Origin of the sequence: Caballeronia glathei, from assembly GCF_000698595.1 — a bacterium.
Lineage (GTDB): Bacteria > Pseudomonadota > Gammaproteobacteria > Burkholderiales > Burkholderiaceae > Caballeronia > Caballeronia glathei.
The window spans coordinates 93142-112205 of record NZ_JFHC01000017.1 but is presented as its reverse complement, the minus strand read 5'-3'; the positions used below and the strand labels follow the sequence as shown (position 1 = coordinate 112205).

The window sequence follows — 19064 nt, the reverse complement described above, 5'->3', positions numbered from 1 at the left end:
AAGTACGCCGTGCCGCAGATCGTGAAGATCGTCGATCAGCTCGACAAGACGAGCGTGGGCAAACTGAACAAGAAGCGGCTGCGCGAACAGTTCGCCTGCTCGCTCGAAAGGAAGGCAACAGCATGAGCATTACCGGATACAGCATGGCGACGATCGATGAGTTCGTCGGCCAGGAGCTGGGCGTATCGGATTGGGTCGTCGTCGACCAGGCGCGCATCGACGCCTTCGCGCAGTGCACGGGCGACATGCAGTGGATTCACCTGAATGTCGAGCGCGCGAAACGCGACAGCCCTTTTGGCGGCACGATCGCGCACGGCTATCTGACGCTTTCGTTGCTGGCATCGCTCGCGATCGAGGTAGGTCTCGTTCCGTCGGATGCATCAGCCGCCCTGAACTACGGGCTCGACAAGGTGCGCTTCATGACGCCCGTCAAGGCGGGCGCCCGGGTGCGAAGCCGCGTGGTGCTGACCTCGGTCGAAAGGAAGGAAGGCGGCCGCATCATCGTCAAGACCGGCAACGAACTGCAGATCGAAGGCGAAGACAAGCCCGCGCTGATTGCGCAAACGCTCGTGATGATCGTGGCGTGATGGTCAAGCGGTTAGACAAGACAAAAGAGAAGGCACGGAGATTGAGATGGCAGCAAACATGAGCAATGAGCATGACGACATCGCGGCTGGCGCGACGGACGGCATGCTTGGACCCAACCCGTTCGTCGGGCTGCGCGCCATCGACATTTTCGCCGCCGCCCAGCAGATCGGCGCGCAGGCGGTGCGGCATCCCGCGCTCCTGCTCGATCAGACGGCAGCCCTCGCCCGCGATCTGACGTCGGCCTTGAGCGGCAACGAGACATCCCCGCCGCAGCAGGGCGACAAACGCTTCGCCGATCCGGCATGGCGCGATCATTCGCTGTACCGCATGACGTTGCAGGGCTATCTGGCGTGGCGCAACGCGCTCGCCGGTTTCGTGGAGCGCTCGGCGCTCGATGACAGGAGCAAGGAACGCGCGCAGTTCGTGATGTCGCTCATGACCGACGCACTCGCGCCGACCAACACGCTGGCCGGCAATCCCGCGGCGCTCAGGAAGGTCGTGGATTCGGGCGGCGCAAGTCTCGTTGCTGGCCTGAAGAACATGCTGGCCGATACGCTGAACAACAAGGGCATGCCCGCGCAGGTCGACAAGACCGCGTTCGAGGTCGGCGGGAATCTCGGTACGTCCCCCGGTGCGGTGGTGTTTCGCAACGAGGTACTCGAACTCATTCAATACGCGCCGGCTACCCCGAATGTGTACGCACGCCCGCAACTGATCGTGCCGCCGCAGATCAACAAGTACTACATCTTCGACCTGTCGAAGGGCAAGAGCATCGTCGAGTATCTGGTCAATAACGAGTTTCAGGTGTTCGTCGTGAGCTGGCGCAACCCGACCGGGGAACATCGCGACTGGGATCTGGACACGTACGTCGCAGCGCTCATCGAGGCGATCCAGGCGGTGCGCGACATCACCGGCAGCGCGGACGTGAACCTCCACGGCGCTTGCTCCGGCGCGATGACGATCTCGGCCCTGCTTGGCCATCTGGCAAGCCGCGGCGAGAAGACCGTCAACGCGGCCACGCTCATGGTGGCGGTGCTGGACAATATCAACCAGTCGCAACTCGGGCTCTTCAGCACACCCGAGGCCGTCGAGCTCGCCAAGCAGAACAGCATGGCCAAGGGCGTGCTGGCGGGCGAGGAGATCGGCCGCGTGTTCGCCTGGATGAGGCCCAACGATCTTGTCTGGAACTTCTGGGTCAACAACTATCTGCTGGGCAAGGCGCCGCCTGCCTTCGACATTCTCTACTGGAACAACGATACGACGCGCCTGCCCGCGAAGCTGCACGGCCAGTTGCTCGACATCTTCACGAACAACCTGTTCAGCACGCCCCGGGCACTGAATGTCCTGGGCACGCCGATCGACTTGTCGGAGGTCACGTGCGACACGTACGTCCTCGCCGGCATGACGGACCACATCACGCCGTGGAAAGGTGTCTACAGCACGGCGCGCACGTTCGGCGGCAAGACGCGGTACGTGCTGAGTTCGAGCGGCCATATCCAGAGCCTGATCAATCCGCCGGGCAATCCCAAGGCAAAGTTCTTCCGTAACGCGGAGCTGCCCGAAGACGCCGACGCATGGCTCGCCGGGGCTCGACCCGAGGCGGATTCGTGGTGGAGCGACTGGCGCCAGTGGCTCGCCGAACGTTCGGGCGAACTGCGCGCCGCGCCCAGGGCGCTCGGCAACAGGCGCCACAAGCGGCTTGCCGACGCGCCGGGAACCTACGCCCTCGAGGCTTGACCCGCAGCATTCTTTTTCAACATGATCCAAATGGAGAGCTTGACCATGGAATCAACCGCGCAAAATAGCATTCTTGCCCATTACACCAGCCTGCTCGGCAAGTTCAGGGTGCCGGGATTCGACCTGGACGCCGTCATCGAATCGCGCCGCAAGGACGTTGATGCGCTGGCGACGCTCACCACGACGGCGCTTGCGGGCATTCAGTCCCTCGGCGAGAAGCAGGCCGACATCGCGCGAACGACGATGTCGCAATTGCAGACGCTTGTCACGAAGCCGGATGCGTCGCCAGTAGGAGCGTCCGCAAGCGTTGGCGACATGGTGCGTCAGGCCCACGTCGGCACGGTGTCGAACATGCAGGAATTCACCGGCACCGCCTGGAAAATCCCGTCCGCGAGTTTTGCGGTGGTAAGCAGCCGCGTCGCGGAGAACGTCGAGGAATTCAAGGCGATGCTCCAGCCGAAGCAGTAACCCGGCCTCGCGGTACGGAACGCCGGCGCTATCGCGCGGCGTTCCTCTGACATTCACACGGACAAGAACGATGCAAAGTGTGCGCACCCTGGATATCCAGACCGTCGATCTGGACGGCCAACGGCTCCGCGTCGGTATCTGGCACGGCAGCGATGTTTCGCCGCCGCTCGTCATCTTCAATGGCATCGGTGCCAATCTCGAACTGGTCCAGCCGTTCGTCGACGCGCTCGGCGACGTGGAAGTCGTCATCTTTGATATTCCGGGCGTGGGCGGATCGCCCGCGCCCCTTGCGCCGTACCGCTTTTCCACGATGGCGGTACTGACCGACAAGCTGCTCTCGAAGCTCGGCTATGAAGGGCAGGTGGATGTGCTCGGCGTGTCGTGGGGTGGAGCGCTCGCGCAGCAATTCGCGTATCTGTATCCGTCGCGTTGCCGGCGACTGGTGCTGGCCGCCACCTCGCCGGGCGTCATCATGGTGCCCGGGCAGCTTTCCGTGCTTTCCAAGCTGATCGGGTCGCGCCGCTATCGGGACCCGGACTATCTGCAGGAAGTCGGCGCCGATATTTACGGTGGCGCGTACCGGGACGACCCCGAATTGCTGAAGGAGCACGGACGTCACATTCAGGCGCCGGGCGGACGTGGGTACGTGTACCAGCTGCTGGCCGCGTGGGGATGGAGCAGCCTGCTCTGGCTCGGCTGCCTGCGCCAGCCCACACTCGTCATGCACGGTGACGACGACCCCATCGTCCCGCTCGTCAATGCGAGGATTCTCGCTGCCCGCATCCGCCAGTCGACGCTTCACGTCATCGAGGACGGTCACCTCTTCGTGATTACCCGGACCGCGGAAGTAGCTGCGCTGGTGCGCGACTTCCTGCTGCGGGAGCCGTGTTGAGCGGCCTGACGAAGAAGGGCGACGAAGGCGTAGTCGTGCTGGCCGAACCGCAATCCCGACAGTCGGGTTTCACATCATGACCCCGTGAGCATCAACGGGGAATACGGGGCCGCGGGTCAATGGAGCACGGACCTCGTACCCCGGGCGGGCGCCGCCGCGAGATTCCCGGCGGCGATTCGCTTCACTTTCCGGGCGTCGCCAGATCTTCCTCCACAAAGCGCAGCACCGCTTCCGTTAGCGCCTCACGGGGGTAGGCGTTCTGCGTGACGAACAGCGAGCCGATCATCGTGTGTGTCCGCGCAATCGGCACGGCGAGTGCCCAGTGATCCGCGTTGACGTAGCCGAGCAGTGCGCTGCCGGGCACGACCTGATCGTAGAAGATCACCTGACTGTCGTTGCGCGCATCGACGCGCGCGAGTTTCTCGTAGCTCGACTTGAGTATCGAGGAAATGCGTTCCGGCTGGGGGAACGTCGCGAGCGAGTAGTAGCGCAGCCCGCCGGGAAGCGGGTTCTGCGCCATCCACGCTCTGCGTGTTGCCGGTCGCAGGCTTTGCACGGCGCCGCCGTCTCCGGAGGTGCAGGTCGATCCCGGAAAGTATCGCAGCATGTCCGCCTGGAATTGCTCGGCGTCGTTCGCAAGCGGCGATCCGCCGATCGCTCCGGCCGCGCTCACCACCGCTGCCACGCGTCCGCGAATCTCCGGATAGTCGACGAGCGCCTCCAGAATGTCCGGAGCCCCCTTCGAATAGCCGATCAGGACGAGCTGCGGTGCGCCCGCCGGCAGTTGCATGGCCAATATGGCGTCGCGAATCTGGCGAGCGTTGTTCGCCGAACTCGACAACCCGTCGACGGTGAGCATGATCGCGTCGTAGCCGAACGGCTGCAGGTGTTTCGTCACGGTGCCGGGCGCATTCAGCCAGGGCTTGAAGCAGTCGTACCCGACGCCGGGCACCACGACCGCGACGAGATGGCGCCTGGATTGGCCCAGATCGACAGGCATGCCGGTGCCGGCGGGCTCGACACCCACGCGTGTCAGCGCGTCTTCGCAGCGACGGTAATCGGCAAGTGCGGAGCCGTGCGCCTCCAGCACCGCGCAGTAGATCTCGCGGAACCGCGCCCGTTTGTCCTGTACGCCCGCCTGGGACGCCGGAACGAGCGCAAGCGGCGGCGTGTCCGCGGAGTAGGGGACGAGCGGTTTCGCTGCGCATGCTGCGAGCACAAGACAGGTCACGGCGGCAGCGATTCCGATGCCGCCGCTGCGCAATGCACGCATGGGACGAGCCGGCCGCGCCGCGGCACCGCCGTGCGATCCGGCGGCGGGGTTACTTGCCTGCATCGCCGTTCTCTCCGCGTTCGGCGGACTCGCGCCGCTCGAGGTAAGGCACCCAGTCCAGAATTTCGACGTTGGTAAAACTCAGCGGCCGCGTTGCAAAAAACATCACTGCGCGCAATCCGTCGGTATGGTACGGCGCACCGTTCAGCGTCGTGCGGGGACGCGCCTCTGGCGCAGGAGTAACGCCGTTGGCGAATCCGAGCTTGTCGAGACCCCCCGAGTACATCATGTCCTGGACCAGGAAATTCCTTGCCTCGTCGACATCCCCATGCAGTACGTCGGCTGCGGCGCCGCCGTGCACAAAGCGGCCGCCGACCGGACGTCCGACCTGCACGACATACACGAGCGCGCCGTTGAAGCGAATGGGCGTGAGCCACGCACGGATCGAGGTCGCGGCCACGCCCGCCTGCGCCTCCTTGCGCAGAACGACGTCCGGCTTGCGTCCGTAGACCCACTGATCGAGATCGCCGTCGCGCAGGTTGCGGCGATAGCTGCGTCGCACCAATGCGGCCCCTATGTCCCCAAGATTGCCGACGACAACGACATTCAACGGGTCCGCGCCGGTCGTCTTGTGCTGATCGCTCGCGCAGCACGGCAGCCGTTCGATCGCGGCGCGCAGCGAGGCGAGATCGTGGTAGTCGGTGATCTCCGTATTGGGATACTGGAACAGGGTCAGCGCCAAGCGAGAGTCGGAAACGTCATCCGGGACGTGCACGAAAAGGGAGAAAGGCACCAGCGTCCTGTTCCCGAACAGGTCGATGTTGACGAGCTTGGGGTCCCGGTCAGGGTTGGTGAACACAATCCCCGTGCGGGTTTCACCCGGCAGAATCGGGTTCCTGAATCCGAGCTTGTTGAAGTGATCGTCGATGCTCGCATTCGTCGCTCCCCCGAGCAGCGTGTGCATGGACCACGCGACTTCGAGCGGCGAGAAGTAGTCTGGATCGGTTCCCGATTGCAGCAGCCACAACGGTTGCGAAGTCCGGTTCCGAACCTCGATCCATACCGGCTGTACGTTGGTCTTGTTGACGTCGGCGCCGAACATGCGCTTGCTGTCTTCCGATCCCAGCACGGCCGCGCTCACCTGCACGTCCTGGTTGGTCGCGCTCACGGCACGCTCACGCAGCGGCCCATCGTCGACGTTCGCCGGCGCCGTCCATGTCGCGCAGGCGGCCAGGGCGAGAAGGAGAACAACGCTGCCGGCTGCATTTCTCAGTGCACGCGGAGACCGCGGCGGCGCGCTCATTGTTTCGCTCCCGAGGGCGGCGTGTTGTTGATTTTCGTGCTCTTCTCCCACGGAAGGACTTCGATCTCTGAAAGAGACGTGGGGTGGCGGTCGAATACGAGTACCTGTCGATACCCGTCGGTGTAGTACGGATCGGTGGTGAGGTTCTGGCTCGGCGCGCCTTGCGGGGCTGCCCCTACTCCCCTGACGAAACCAAGCTGGGTGAGATTCTGGGAATACGCCATATCCTCCGCCAGTGCTTTGCGCGCTTCGTCTACGTCCGGGTCGATCTTGTGCGTGGTGAGCGTAGGTGAGTGAATCGTGAGACGGGTGCCGATATCCCGGCTGATCTGCCCCACCCATACGGGCTTACCCCGATAGCGCATGGGACTTAGCCAGAGCCGCAGATGATTGCGCTGGTGAACATTGTCACGCGCCTTTTGCAACGCGAGGTCCTGCGCCCGGCCAAAGAGATAAAGATCGCTGACGGGCGCATTGACATAACGATCGCCGGAGAGCGCGGACGTGACCATCCTCATGATCGCGCCCGACCACTTTTGCTCGGTCGGGCTCCAGCCGCGCCGCACGAGTGCGGGAAAGGCGTCGTCGAGGCCCCCGACGATGACCAGATTGAGCGGATCGCCGTTCTTCGAACCGTCCTTGTTCGTTGCGCAGCAGGGAAGGGCTTCGAGAGCGGCGCGAAACGCGTCGTCGTCCGTATAGTTCACGATCTTTTCGGGCGGATAGATCTCGCGCCGAAAGACTTCGCTGACATGGTAGTCGGCATAGAAGCCCGGCACGACCATGAGGATCGAGAACGTCCTTGCACGCGCGCTCGCCACGAGGTCGATCTGCACGAGCTTCGCGCCCTCGTTGAGGTGCGTCAGCACGTATCCCGACTTGGTCTGGCCGGGCAGGACGGGGTTCTGGAAGGCAAGCCCGCGAAAGCGCTGGTCGAGTTCGTCCTTCCCGCCGGACGGAACGCTGTTGAGATATGCCTCGGCAGCTTCCGAAGCGGGGAAGAAGTTCGGGTCAAGGCCCGGAGACATCAGGAAATAGCTAAGGGTCTCGTTGTTCGAGACTTCTACCCAGACGGGTTGAATCCCCTTCTTGGCGAGCGGCACGCCATAGACGGCCGCGCTTTCATCAGCGGAAAGCACCACGGTCGTTACCCGCAGTCCGCCTTCGGTGCGCGTCACGGCGCGGCTCTTGTACGAGAGCTCGCTGGCAGGCGGCGTTGCGGCGCAACCCGACAGGAACAAGGCGACGATAACTGCAACCAGCAGTCGATTCACGATGTCGTTCATCGCGTAACCTCATCGCCGCAGGGGCGGGCGCAAAAGATCGTTGTTGTAATGCGTCCTTCACGGGTACGAGTGAAATTATAGTGTGTGAGTTCGGTTCTGCCGTTGCTGGAGTGTGGGCAACGGCATAGCCAGCATATCCACGCATCGCCATGTGCGGCTTCCCGCACACAGGCGCCCGATGGCCGATGCCGTGCCGGCGTTTCTCTGCTCGAAGAGGCACTGCTGCAAGTCATCCGGGATGTCGTGAGCGATGACGTCCTTTGCCCTGCGAACGAGGTACTGAACATTGCGCGCGGCTTTGCCTGACACTGGCCACACCCTATGCAGCAGAAGGCACTGCATCAATGATGTATGCACGCAGTTCAGCCGCATGCGTGCTGGCGATGCGCTCGATCAATGCGTCTCGTTCGCACGCGCTTTGCACATATTGCCCGCGAGACATAGAAATTAGCTCGGCGAAGCGCTCCGCAGCGTACATACTTGAACAGCCTTCTCTCCTTACCGGATGCGCCAGTGCAGCGCCGCAGAGGTCGGCAAAGCGGGCACGCCATAAAGGGGCGGGCGACCGGAGTCAATCAGGGCTTCCGGACATGCTCATGGGACGTTGAATCGAGCCGATGGGAACAGGAATCCAACTGGAGGGTAAAAACGTGAAACCGCTACCGATTCTCGTCGTGACCGTCGCTGTAGTGTCGGGTTGTGCGAACCAGCCCGTGCCGCCAAGCGCCCAGACGGTCGGACAAAGCCAGCAGCCGCCTGCCGTCGTCGCCCAGTGCATCGCGCAGAAATGGGCGAACCGGTCGCAACAAACAGTCGTCTCGCAGGTGGTGATAGCCAACAATCAAGCGATGGACGTCTATGTGCCCGGCCAGCAGCCTCCGAACGGCGCAGCCGCTCTCGTGCGGCCCGCATGGGCGGCGGACAGCAAGACGTGGGTCGGCATGCGCACGGGCGGCGGTACCGGCAGCGCCGGCGCCGGCGATATCAACGCCTGTCTCTGAGCCGCGCGGTCCGTGCGGTCCGGCATCTGCCACACGGATGTGGACGAAGCCCTTCGTGGCGGTAACGGGGCTTTGACCGGCGTGAGTGGTGCAGGATATGAAACCCTCGGTTTCGTCGTGACGGGGGATGAAGCAATCCGCCTCGTTTCCCGTCGAGAACAGAACCGCGGCTCTCGCCACACAGTGCCTTAGTCCACTGCGTATGCGCATGATCGACGACCTGCGCAAGCTCGCACGCGGGAACCCGGTCCGGTGATCTGCGCGGGTCCGGCGGATCGCCGCATCGCTGCGGCACCCGTCCGGCACCGCAACCCGGTTGCATCGGCTGGACCACGGCGGGCACGGCAAGCCGGGCTGGACGCTCACTGCCAGTCCGAACGACGTGCCATGTCCACGATATCGCTCGTCGTCGAGCACGTACCGGGGTATTCCACATGGCCGGAAACGGTCTTCGCGGTGCGCCGTCCGTGGCGATGCAGGCTGGATCGCGGCGGGTTCATGAGGTCGTATCCGCGAGACGGAGTGGAAACGCTTGACCGATCGTGAAGCGGCTGCCCAGCCGGGTCTGACAATCGCCGGGATTTCCCGTGATGAAGCAAGTTTTTTCCACAGGAGACTCACAATGAAGCGCACGAAACTTTTCTCGATCGTTGTCGTTGCACTGATGGCTCAGGCGGCTTTGGCTCAGCCGCAAACGAACGTGGAAGTCACAAAGGGACCGGACCAGACTACCGTCAAGGGCATGTCGAAAATCACGGCGACAGTGGTGGGCATCGACAAGGCCACTCGCACCGTGACGCTCAAGACCGCTGCGGGCAAGATCGTGGAACTGGAGGTGACGAACGACGCGCGCAACTTCGACCAGCTTGCACTGGGCGACATGGTGACCGCCACATACAGCGAGGCGCTTACGATCAGCCTGATGAAGGAGAAGGGGCAGGCGTCGCATGCCGAACGTGCAACCGAGCAGCGATCCGCTCCAGGTGCGAAGCCGGGCGGGATGGTCGGCCGGGAAGTGACGGTCATAGCCGATATCGTCGCGGTCGATCACAAGGCGAAGACGGTCACGCTCAAGGGGCCCAAGGGCAATACGGTGGATTTGAAGGTAGAGGACCCCGAGCGCCTGAAGCGTCTTCACAAGGGCGAACAGGTCGAGGCGGTCTATACGGAGGCATTCGCGATATCCGTGGAACCGGCTGCAAAGAAATGATCCATCCATGAGGAAGTCCGGACGGGTCTTGCCGACATTCACGCGGTCGCTCATTTCGGCCAATGAGCTCGATCCCGTCCGGTCGCGTGGCCGTTCATCGTCACTCGCGACGTAGCCGCCGCGTTGCTGCCGCATCGCTGTTCCCGCGCATCCTCACGTTCGCGCTGCCCTCGCGCGACGGCCTTCGCGGCAAATTCGCAATCCGCTTCAGAGCGCCGCATCGGAACAAGGTCTACTTGCGAAAACCCGATCCAACGTACACCATGAATCGTGACCAGGGGAGAAGCAGGCCAGCGCAGCGATGCGATTCACGCCGGAAAGACGAAGATAGTCGCGCATCCCGACGAGACGAGGTGAAACGACCATGACCGACCCGATCGACTCAGGCGAAGCGCCGAGCGCCGCCGTCGCGCCGCTCATCCAATGCACCGCGCCCGTGATCGTCAATGGTTCCGCCGTATGGTTCTCGGCATACGGTTTCGGCTGGGGTTACGCCGCCTATGCCATGCCGTCGGAGGCCGTATGCGGCGCACCGGATGCCGCCGATGCTTCGGCAAGGCAGATCGCACGCGCCTTCGAACTCCGCAAGCACCGGATTCTGGAAGTCGTAGCCGCCGCCGACCCGCCTTTGCCCGGTGAACGAAGGACCCTCTCCGGAGCGGACCTGTGAAGGACGCAGCGGCGCAGCCGCGGACCGGATGATTCCGTGCAGGGACGAAGGGCGGGCGATCGGAAGGATGCGCCTGTCAGGCGATCCTCGAAGGCGCTGTCGCTGGCCTGAACGACAGGCATACGAAAGGGACGGACGTCATGAGCGAAGAACCCCGCTCCGCCGGCAAGATGCCGGGCGGCGCCCCGGTGAGCAGGTGGCGAGCGGCGTTTCCGCCCGCGCAATGGCTGCCCGCCTATCGGCCGGAGTGGCTCGGGCGCGACGTCGTCGCCGGCGTAACGCTCGCCGCCTATGCGATTCCGGTGTCGCTCGCGTATGCGTCGCTCGCGGGATTGCCGCCGCAATACGGCATCTACTGCTATCTCGCCGGCGGCCTGGCCTATGCGTTGTTCGGCTCGTCGCGGCATCTGGCGATCGGGCCCACCTCGGCGATCTCGATGCTCGTCGGGGTCACGGTCGCGGGCATGGCGGGAGGCGACCCGGGGCGCTGGGTATCGATCGCAGCGCTGAGCGCGATCCTCATGGCCGCTATGTGTCTGCTCGCATGGCTTCTGCGGTTGAGTTCGCTCGTCAATTTCATCAGCGAGACGATCCTGCTCGGCTTCAAGGCGGGCGCCGCGCTGACGATCGCGCTGACCCAGTTGCCCAAGCTGTTCGGCGTCGCGGGCGGCGGTGACCAATTCTTCGAGCGCATCGCGGTGCTGGCTGGCCAGCTTCCCGCCACGAACCTCGCGGTGCTCGCATTCGGTCTCACCGCAATCGTCATCCTGCTGCTCGGCGAGAAATTCCTGCCGGGACGCCCGGTCGCGCTGCTGGTGGTCGTGGTCTCGATCGTCGTGCTGTCGGTGACGCCGCTCGGCGCGCTCGGCTTCAAGGTGGTCGGCGCGCTGCCGCAAGGCTTGCCGGAGTTCCGCTTGCCGGGGCTGCGGGTGCGCGACGTGGACGGGGTGATTCCGCTGGCGTTTGCGTGCCTGCTGCTCTCGTACGTGGAGAGCGTATCGGCGGCGCGCGCGCTGGCGCAGGCGCACGGCTACGAGGTCGATCCGCGCCAGGAACTGCTCGGCCTGGGCGCGGCGAATCTCGCGGCCGGACTCTTCCAGGGGTATCCGGTGGCGGGCGGCCTCTCGCAGTCCTCGGTGAACGACAAGGCCGGCGCCAGGACGCCGCTCGCGCTGGTGTTCGCATCGGTCACCATCGGTCTGTGCCTCATGTATCTGGCGGGTCTGCTGAGCAACCTGCCGAACGTGATACTCGCGGCTATCGTGCTGGTGGCCGTGAAGGGACTCGTCAACGTCGCCGAGCTGCGCCACGTGTGGCGTGTGAGCCGGCTCGAGTTCAGCGTGTCGATGGTGGCTTTCGCCGCCGTGCTGCTGATGGGCATCCTGAAGGGCGTCATCGTGGCGATGGTGGTGTCGATGCTGGTGCTCATCCGGCGCGCGGCGCATCCGCATGTCGCCTTCCTCGGCCTCATTCCCGGCACGCGGATCTATTCCGACATCGAGCGTCACCCGGGCAACGAGACCATTGCGGGTGCGCTGGTGTTCCGCGTCGAGGCGTCGCTGTTCTACTTCAACGCGGAGCATGTGCGCGCGGCGCTCTGGCAGAAGACCCGCTCGGGCGCCGCACCGCTTCGTCTGGTGATCTGCGATCTCTCCACGTCGCCCGTCGTGGATCTTGCCGGCGCGCGCATGCTGAAAATGCTGCACGTGGAGTTGCGGGAGGCGGGAATGGACTTCAGGATAGTCGGTGCGCACGCGAAGGTTCGGGACATCCTTCGCGCCGAAGGTATCGAGGAGCGCGTCGGCCATCTCGGACGCCGTCTCACGGTGGCCGATGTCATCGACGATTTCCGGAGCGGCGCAAACGACGGCGTGTGCGCGTGAGGCAACGGCGGCGCCGTCTCCTTCCCGAACGTGATCGTGAAGGGGCACCGGACTGTTCCCGCCCGCGAAGCAGTGACGACAATTGCCGGGACGACCTCGCGCAACGTTGCGGAATTCGAAACGGACCTTCCTCTCACGAAGGAAGCCATCCGCTGCTAGAACAGATTGCGCTGGCTGGGATCGAATTTCGGGTCGGGCGCTCGCTGCGTCTGCCGCAGGATTCCCTGGTCGTCGAAGTAAAAGCTGAATATCAGATGCTGGATGTTGTTCTCGACATATCGATACGACCACACCTGCATTTTCATTCGCGTGTAATAGGACGTCTCGAAGGGGCGCCCGAAGTTCACGAGCACATCATCCCGGGTCCATTTGCCCACTTCGGCGCGATAGAACTCGTTGTCCAGAAGCACTTGCCGGACGCTCAGCACTTTGCCGGAAGCGTCGATGTCGGCTGCGGTCGTCGTCGTGCCCATGGGCTGCGTGGGCCACATCAGCCGCTTGCCGCCGCCCGGCAGGTCGTAGGTTTCCTTGGGTGGACCCAGGCGGGCAATGACGGCGGATTGATCCGCACCGGCCTCGACCGGCGGCTGCGATCCGGCGCAACCGGCCACCGCCACGACGGCGGTACACATGACGAAGGATGCAAACCGGTTGAGCATGGCGTTTCTCCAGCTACGACTAGCCGATGATGGGTCTGTTCGCGGCCCGCGCCGAGCCGCGCCGTGTCGCGCCTAACGGCAGGCTTCGGGGACGATTGACCGCTTTCCCTCTCGACCAGACTCCACCTCATCAAGCTGGTGGCTGTCAAGGGCGCGCACGTCCGCAGGTGCCTTCGTCAGCCGCCGGCGAGCCGACGCTGCGATCCTGGCGCGGCTGGACGGAAGCGCCCAAACGGCATTTAATACGTTTGTGTACCGCAATCGAATCCGCCTGGCGACCGGCCCGGCATCATGTACACCATATGCTTTCCGTCCGGAACAATCGTCAACGCCGGGGACGTGGCCTTTTTCTCAAGGGCGCTTAGCGTCTTAAGGCGGGAATCTGGGGCAAAGACAATGAAACGATTCGAGACTAGAATTGCATGCGCATCGGTGGGGGTCTTCATCTGGCTGGGCGGCCTCTACGCCACGATACGCGGCTTGCTATATGACGAATCCGCCTTGTTTCGCTATGGAATGCTGGCGCTCGTAGTCGGCGTGGCGACCTTCGTCATCGCGCTCAATCCGCTGGCTAACCGCAATTCAAGGAAGTGACGCGTTGCGCGCCGGGAACGCGGGCACGCCCTGCAACCATCCACTTGTGATTCAGGCGCTGGCGCGACGCGCAGCAGCGCGCATTCGAACTCGGCCGACATCGCGCCGGCCGGCTCATGAGTCCGGCATCCGGTGGTTGTCTTTGGCGGCCCGGCTATCCAGCGACGGGGAGACAGTCTCGTGAATGCATTGACACATGAGGGCGATGCCGACTCGCACGAGCCGGTTCTCGACACCGTCGACAGGGTTTCGGAGCTGTGCTTCGGGCTATTCATGGCGCTGACTTTCGTCGGCACCGTGTCGGCGGCCACGGCCGGCGAGGACGCCGGGCGGACAATGCTCTATACGGCGCTTGGCTGCAACCTCGCCTGGGGACTCGCCGACGCGCTCATGTTCCTGGTACGCACGCTGACCAACCGTGGCAGGCGGCTCACGCTTGCCCTCGCCATCAGGAATGCGCCCGACGCCGACGCCGGGCGTCGCGTGCTGCGCGATGCCTTGCCGAGGTTCATGCGGCCGCTCGTGTCGGATGAGAACCTGGAACCGATCCGGCTGAGGCTTGCGGCCACGACGAACCTGCCGGACCGCCCGCGCTTCGTGCGCAACGATTTCCTCGGGGCGCTGGGCATCTTCGTCATCATCGTGCTGTCGACGTTCCCGGTTGCGCTGCCGTTCATCATTTTCCGCGACGTACCCACTGCCTTGCTCGTTTCACGCGTTCTCACGCTCGTGATGCTTTTTGGCTGCGGGCTGGCTTTGGGCCACCACGCCGGCTGGGGCGGATGGAAGGCCGGGCTTGCGATGGTGGTCTTTGGCGTCCTCCTGACGATGGCGATCATCGCGCTCGGCGGCTGAGCGCCGCAAGCGGCAGGCGCCGGTTTCCCGCATGTCGGCGATTCGCAATTCGCAACATTCGAGGCCTCCATTTCGAAGCCGATGCGCCCCGCGTGGCCATGCAGCTGAATGCCGCGTTGGCGAGCCCGCATCGGGACAACCTGAAAGGAGACCATCATGTTGCTCACGCACGCGACGGAGAAAGCACTGTCCCGCGGCCTGCTCGATGTGTTCATTCGCGCCGGGCTGATCGCCGCGCTGGTCATCTTCTGTTTCGAGATCTTCCGTCCGTTCTTTGATCTCGTCATATGGTCGGTGATACTGGCGACGACCATTTACCCCCTGCAGGTCGCGGTCGGGAAAAGGCTGGGCAACCGGCACGGGCGCACGGCCGCGCTGATCGTGGTGGTGGCGCTCGGCATCGTGCTGGTGCCCACGTACCTTCTGGGCGACGCGGTGGTGGATTCCGTGGAGAATGCGGTCACGGTCGTCAAGAGCGGAGATTTCCGCGTCCCGCCGCCTGCCGAGGCGGTGGCCGCATGGCCGCTCGTGGGAAAGCGGCTGTACGAACTGTGGATGCATGCCGCAACGGACCTCACCGGCCTTCTGCAGAAGTTCTCGCCCCAGATCAGGGGACTCAGCCTTGCTCTTCTCACCAGGCTCGCCGGCCTCGGCATGGGCATGGTGATATTCGTTGCCGCGCTGATCATAGCGGGCATCATCATGGCGCACGGCGAAGAAGGACATGCGAGCGCCTTGCGGATCTCCCGTCGCATCTTCGGCCCGGACAGGGGCCCGCGAATCAGCGAACTCTGCACGACGACCATCCGCGCGGTGGCGCTCGGTGTCGTAGGCATCGCCTTTATCCAGATGCTGCTCATCGGCGCGGGATTCATCGTGATGGGGATCCCGGCGGCCGGCCTGCTCACGCTGGCCGTGCTGCTGATCGGCATCATGCAACTGCCGGCGACCATCGTGACGCTGCCGGTGATCGGCTTCGTGCTGGCCACGCAGGGCGCCACTGTGGCCAGCATCGTGTTCGCCATCTATGTGTTCATCGCCGGGCTCGCCGACAACGTGCTGAAGCCGCTCCTGCTGGGCCGCGGGGTCGACGTGCCGATGCCCGTCGTGCTGATCGGCGCGCTTGGCGGCATGATCAGCGGAGGCGTGATCGGCCTGTTCATCGGGCCGGTGGCGCTTGCCGTCGGCTACCGGCTGTTCTGGCTTTGGGTCGAGGACCCGCCATCGGTGGGCGGCACGGACGTGGCGGAGAACCGTCAGTAGCGCGTTTTCGCAGGGAGTCCATGAGGCACGCCCTGCGATCGCCCTTCGAGCAGGCGGCGGAAGTATTTTTCAGCGATCCTTCCGAAGCGGCGGGCGCGCTTGCCGCTATCGCCACTCGACCCGCATTCGTGTCCACGTCAGCCGAACGAGCTCGCTTTCGCAAGCCGCCGTTCGCGCTTCGACGAAGCATTGTGATCTTGTAATGAGACGCTAGTCTCACTAAAATGCATTGACAAACCCCGCAAACGCAACCAGGCGAGGAACCAGTCATGACGCTGACCCGTGCGCAGATGGATCGGAAAATCGATGAACATTTCGGCTTCGAGAGACGTGACGATGTCGAGGGGGTCCTCGCGACGCTCACGCCGGACGTAGAGCACGACGTGGTCGGCTGGCCCTCGGGGCCGGTGCATGGCCGCGCGGAAGTGCGGCCGTTCTACGAGGCGCTTTTTGCGGACTTGTCGGAGAGCCGGGTCGAGTGCCTGCGCCGTCTTTACGGCAACGGGTTCGTCGTTGACGAATCCTTATGGCGGGGCAAGGCCCCGGGCAGGCCGTTCGGACTCGAAGGCCATGGGCGTGCGCTGGAATTCCGGATGCTGCATGTCGTTGAATTCGCCGAAAGCGGGCAAATCAGGCGGGAAAACGTATGGGTCGATCTCGCGGCGATCATCAAACAGTTGCCACAGGCCTGACATGCCCGATGCCGAGACCGCCGGACGCCGGAACCAGAAACAGCGCACACGCAAGGACCTGCTGCAGGCTGCTTCGCGTCTCATGAAGGAGGGCCGCAAGCCGAGCCTGGAGGAGATCGCCGGGGAAGCGATGGTTTCGCGCGCCACGGCGTATCGGCATTTTCCGAACATGGACGCGCTGCTGCTGGAGGCGTCGCTCGATGTCGCCACGCCGGACGCCGCCAAACTCTTTGGCACGCGCGCATCGGGCGATCCGGTCGCGCGGTTGACCCGCGTCGATGCCGCGCTTCACGACATGATCCTGGCCAACGAAGCGCCGCTTCGCATGATGCTCGCGCATTCGCTGGAGCGTGTGGCGAAGGGCGGCCCGGACAACGACGTGCCGCCGCGCCAGAACCGTCGCACGCCGCTGATCGAGGCGGCGCTGGAACCCGCGCAAGATCAGTTCAAGCCCGCCGCGCTCGAAACGCTGACGCAGGCGCTCGCACTTGTGATCGGTACGGAGGCGATGGTGGTCTTCAAGGACGTCCTGCAACTCGACGACGCGCGTGCCCGCAAGGTGAAGCGCTGGGCGATCCGCGCCCTGGTCGAAGCGGCGAAGCGAGAGGGCGCCGGCGATTGAGCGGCCGCAACGCCGCCTGGTCCAGGATCAGCAGCCTGCGAACGCGCGTCGGGGCACGACGCGAAGCGGGCAATCGAATGAGGATTTGCGCGGACTCAAATCAGGAAATGGGCGCTGGCGAATAAACATCGGCGAGCGAAAGTCATATACTGGCTCCGCCTGCCGACGTGTTCCGCATATCTGTTCGAGCCGTACCGGTGCGCGCGGCGAGGGAAGACTGGCGGCGCTGTGCCCGCCTCGCATCGAACGTCAGGTGGCTGAGTCGTTTGCTGGCGCATGTCCTCTCGCCAGGCGGATGATACGAATGCCTCTGGACCGAACTTCACACCACTTGCCTGTCTGGACGAATCCATGCTCACTATCGATGACATCCGGCCGGTTCCCCTTTTCTCGACACTCGCTGACAACGAACTGGAGCATCTCGCGAACACGTCCGCAGACCTGCATCTGTGCGCGGGTGAGTTCGCCGTCCACGAAGGGGGAGAGCGCGCGCTGTACGCAGTGCTCGTCGGCAAGATGGAGGTCATCAAGACGTTCGACGGCATCGAGCGCACGCTCGGCTGGCGTCTTCCGGGAACCATCTTCGGAGAAGTGCCGCTCGCGCTGAGTTCGCCGTTTCCTGGTGGCTATCGGGCTGCAGAGCCGTCGCGTGTCATGCGCGTTGACGCTCAGCGTTACTACGCACTCGCGGCCGCCTCGCCGGAAGTGGCGGTGAAGATGGGTGCCCTCGCGCGCGAACGCATCGGCGGATTGCAAGGCCTTTCCGCCGAGCCGCCCAAGGCTCGCGTGACCATGGTCGGCAGCCGCTGGGACACTGCCTGTACAGCGTTGCGCCAGTTCCTCGCCCGCAACCAGATCAGCTACGACTGGATGACGCCCGATGCGCCCGAACTGCCGGCGCGCTGGCCCGGAGACTGTCCGTCGGAGGCGGATTGCCCGGCGTTGCGGCTGGTCGACGGAACGGTGCTGAGCCGGCCTGCGACACGCGAGCTCGCGGGGCTGCTGGGTTTGCAGACGCAACCCCGCCTCGCCGAATACGACACGATGATCATCGGCGGCGGGCCGGCCGGTCTCGCGGCGGGGGTGTACGGCGCGTCGGAAGGCTTGCGCACGGTGGTGCTCGAGCGCGAAGCGCCAGGCGGGCAGGCGGGAACCTCTTCGCGCATCGAGAATTACCTCGGCTTTCCCAACGGTGTGTCGGGCGACGAACTGGCGAGCCGCGCATTGCAACAGGCAAGGCGGCTGGGCGCGGAGATCCTGGTGACACGCTCTGTTACGCGAATCGATGTCGATGCGCGTAACGTCCACCTGGATGGAGGGGACGTCATCCGGGCGCGGACCATCATTCTCGCGACCGGCGTCACGTGGCGCCGTCTCGCGATCGACGGCTTTGACCGGTTCATCGGCAAAGGCATCTACTACGGCGCGTCGCGCAGCGAGGCGAGCGCGACGCACGGGCTCGACGTCTATCTGATCGGTGGCGGAAACTCCGCCGGGCAGGCCGCGTTGTACTTTGCCAATCACGCGCGCAGGGTGACGCTTGTGCTGCGTGGCGATTCGATCGAGAAGAGCATGTCGCGCTATCTGGTCGAACAGCTTCACGGGAAGTCGAACGTGGCGGTGCAACTGCGATCGGAGGTCGTCGGCGCATACGGCGATACCCATCTGACCGCGATCGACGTACGCGACGGGCTGAGCGCAGAGGTGCGCCGGCACGACTGCGGTGGATTGTTCGTGTTCATTGGCGCCGATGCGGAAACCGAGTGGCTGCCGCCGGAAATCGCGCGCGATGGGCGCGGATATGTGCTCACAGGTGACGACGTCGTCAAGGCGGGACGCTGGTCGCATGGCCGGGATCCCTATCTCCTCGAATCGAGTGTTCCCGGTGTGTTCGCCTGCGGAGACGTGAGGTTGAGTCCGGTCAAGCGCGTCGCTTCAGCGGTCGGCGAGGGCAGCATGGCGATTGCCTTCGCGCACAAATATCTGCAGCACGATGCCGGATAACTTCAGATTCGCCCGAAGCCTCCGACGATCGCCGGCAAGCCGGTCAAGTTCGAACTGGACGTGT

18 protein-coding genes are annotated in these 19064 nt (G+C 64.2%); 14 read left to right on the top strand and 4 right to left on the bottom strand.

Annotation, left to right across the window (positions count from 1 at the left end; all coding sequences use genetic code 11):
* Positions 1 to 122 precede the first annotated feature (122 nt).
* The 4 genes from BG61_RS13530 to phaZ all read left to right on the top strand — a co-directional run bounded on the left by BG61_RS13530 (position 123) and on the right by phaZ (position 3685).
* Positions 123 to 587: a MaoC family dehydratase gene (locus BG61_RS13530; RefSeq protein ID WP_035938287.1), complete on the top strand. Its 465-nt coding sequence runs from the start codon at positions 123 to 125 to the stop codon at positions 585 to 587.
* 46 nt (positions 588 to 633) lie between these two features.
* Positions 634 to 2325, top strand: a complete 1692-nt coding sequence (locus BG61_RS13525; protein WP_051672494.1) for an alpha/beta fold hydrolase — start codon at positions 634 to 636, stop codon at positions 2323 to 2325.
* Between the two features lie 45 nt (positions 2326 to 2370).
* The gene (locus BG61_RS13520) at positions 2371 to 2793 is read left to right on the top strand and encodes a phasin family protein (RefSeq protein ID WP_035939803.1); all 423 of its coding nucleotides are present in this window, start codon (positions 2371 to 2373) and stop codon (positions 2791 to 2793) included.
* A gap of 70 nt (positions 2794 to 2863) precedes the next feature.
* Positions 2864 to 3685 carry a poly(3-hydroxyalkanoate) depolymerase gene (phaZ, locus tag BG61_RS13515; protein WP_035939671.1) on the top strand — a complete coding sequence of 274 codons (822 nt, stop codon included), beginning with the start codon at positions 2864 to 2866 and terminating at the stop codon, positions 3683 to 3685.
* Between the two features lie 181 nt (positions 3686 to 3866).
* Here the strand turns inward: phaZ and BG61_RS43960 are convergent, their stop codons facing one another.
* From BG61_RS43960 to BG61_RS13500, 3 genes are read right to left on the bottom strand one after another with little or no spacing between them, the layout of a single operon-like run.
* Positions 3867 to 5021 (bottom strand): lipase family protein, encoded by a 1155-nt coding sequence (locus BG61_RS43960; RefSeq protein ID WP_035939672.1) that lies wholly within the window; start codon positions 5019 to 5021, stop codon positions 3867 to 3869.
* Positions 5008 to 6261, bottom strand: coding sequence for an LssY C-terminal domain-containing protein (locus tag BG61_RS13505; RefSeq protein ID WP_035939675.1), 1254 nt, complete (start codon positions 6259 to 6261; stop codon positions 5008 to 5010). Before BG61_RS13505 ends, BG61_RS43960 begins: the two co-directional genes overlap by 14 nt.
* Positions 6258 to 7547, bottom strand: coding sequence for an LssY C-terminal domain-containing protein (locus BG61_RS13500; RefSeq protein WP_035939677.1), 1290 nt, complete (start codon positions 7545 to 7547; stop codon positions 6258 to 6260). The genes BG61_RS13505 and BG61_RS13500 overlap by 4 nt, the downstream gene beginning before the upstream one ends.
* Positions 7548 to 8197: 650 nt before the next feature.
* Here BG61_RS13500 and BG61_RS13490 point away from each other — a divergent pair.
* The 4 genes from BG61_RS13490 (at position 8198) to BG61_RS13475 (ending at position 12311) form a co-directional block, all read left to right on the top strand.
* On the top strand, positions 8198 to 8548 hold the full coding sequence (locus tag BG61_RS13490; protein ID WP_035939681.1) for a hypothetical protein: 351 nt from the start codon (positions 8198 to 8200) through the stop codon (positions 8546 to 8548).
* Positions 8549 to 9170: 622 nt separating this feature from the next.
* On the top strand, positions 9171 to 9758 hold the full coding sequence (locus BG61_RS13485) for a hypothetical protein (protein ID WP_035939682.1): 588 nt from the start codon (positions 9171 to 9173) through the stop codon (positions 9756 to 9758).
* Between the two features lie 364 nt (positions 9759 to 10122).
* Positions 10123 to 10428: a hypothetical protein gene (locus BG61_RS13480; RefSeq protein WP_232256430.1), complete on the top strand. Its 306-nt coding sequence runs from the start codon at positions 10123 to 10125 to the stop codon at positions 10426 to 10428.
* 140 nt (positions 10429 to 10568) lie between these two features.
* On the top strand, positions 10569 to 12311 hold the full coding sequence (locus BG61_RS13475) for a SulP family inorganic anion transporter (RefSeq protein ID WP_051672492.1): 1743 nt from the start codon (positions 10569 to 10571) through the stop codon (positions 12309 to 12311).
* A 155-nt stretch (positions 12312 to 12466) separates the two neighbouring features.
* Here BG61_RS13475 and BG61_RS13470 read toward each other — a convergent pair whose 3' ends face one another.
* Positions 12467 to 12970 (bottom strand): hypothetical protein, encoded by a 504-nt coding sequence (locus tag BG61_RS13470; RefSeq protein WP_035939684.1) that lies wholly within the window; start codon positions 12968 to 12970, stop codon positions 12467 to 12469.
* Between the two features lie 396 nt (positions 12971 to 13366).
* On the opposite strand from BG61_RS13470, the gene BG61_RS13465 reads away from it, so the two are divergent.
* The 6 genes from BG61_RS13465 (at position 13367) to BG61_RS13440 (ending at position 19000) form a co-directional block, all read left to right on the top strand.
* Complete coding sequence (locus BG61_RS13465; protein ID WP_035939809.1) at positions 13367 to 13564, top strand: DUF2964 family protein; 198 nt, start codon at positions 13367 to 13369, stop codon at positions 13562 to 13564.
* 180 nt (positions 13565 to 13744) lie between these two features.
* A complete protein-coding gene (locus tag BG61_RS13460; protein ID WP_051672491.1) occupies positions 13745 to 14419 on the top strand; it encodes a hypothetical protein in 675 nt (224 codons plus the stop codon).
* A 156-nt stretch (positions 14420 to 14575) separates the two neighbouring features.
* Positions 14576 to 15682 (top strand): AI-2E family transporter, encoded by a 1107-nt coding sequence (locus BG61_RS13455; RefSeq protein ID WP_035939688.1) that lies wholly within the window; start codon positions 14576 to 14578, stop codon positions 15680 to 15682.
* Between the two features lie 269 nt (positions 15683 to 15951).
* Complete coding sequence (locus tag BG61_RS13450) at positions 15952 to 16374, top strand: nuclear transport factor 2 family protein (RefSeq protein WP_035939690.1); 423 nt, start codon at positions 15952 to 15954, stop codon at positions 16372 to 16374.
* A 1-nt stretch (position 16375) separates the two neighbouring features.
* The gene (locus tag BG61_RS13445) at positions 16376 to 16996 is read left to right on the top strand and encodes a TetR/AcrR family transcriptional regulator (RefSeq protein ID WP_035939692.1); all 621 of its coding nucleotides are present in this window, start codon (positions 16376 to 16378) and stop codon (positions 16994 to 16996) included.
* A 351-nt stretch (positions 16997 to 17347) separates the two neighbouring features.
* Complete coding sequence (locus BG61_RS13440; RefSeq protein ID WP_035939694.1) at positions 17348 to 19000, top strand: FAD-dependent oxidoreductase; 1653 nt, start codon at positions 17348 to 17350, stop codon at positions 18998 to 19000.
* Positions 19001 to 19064: the final 64 nt, after the last annotated feature.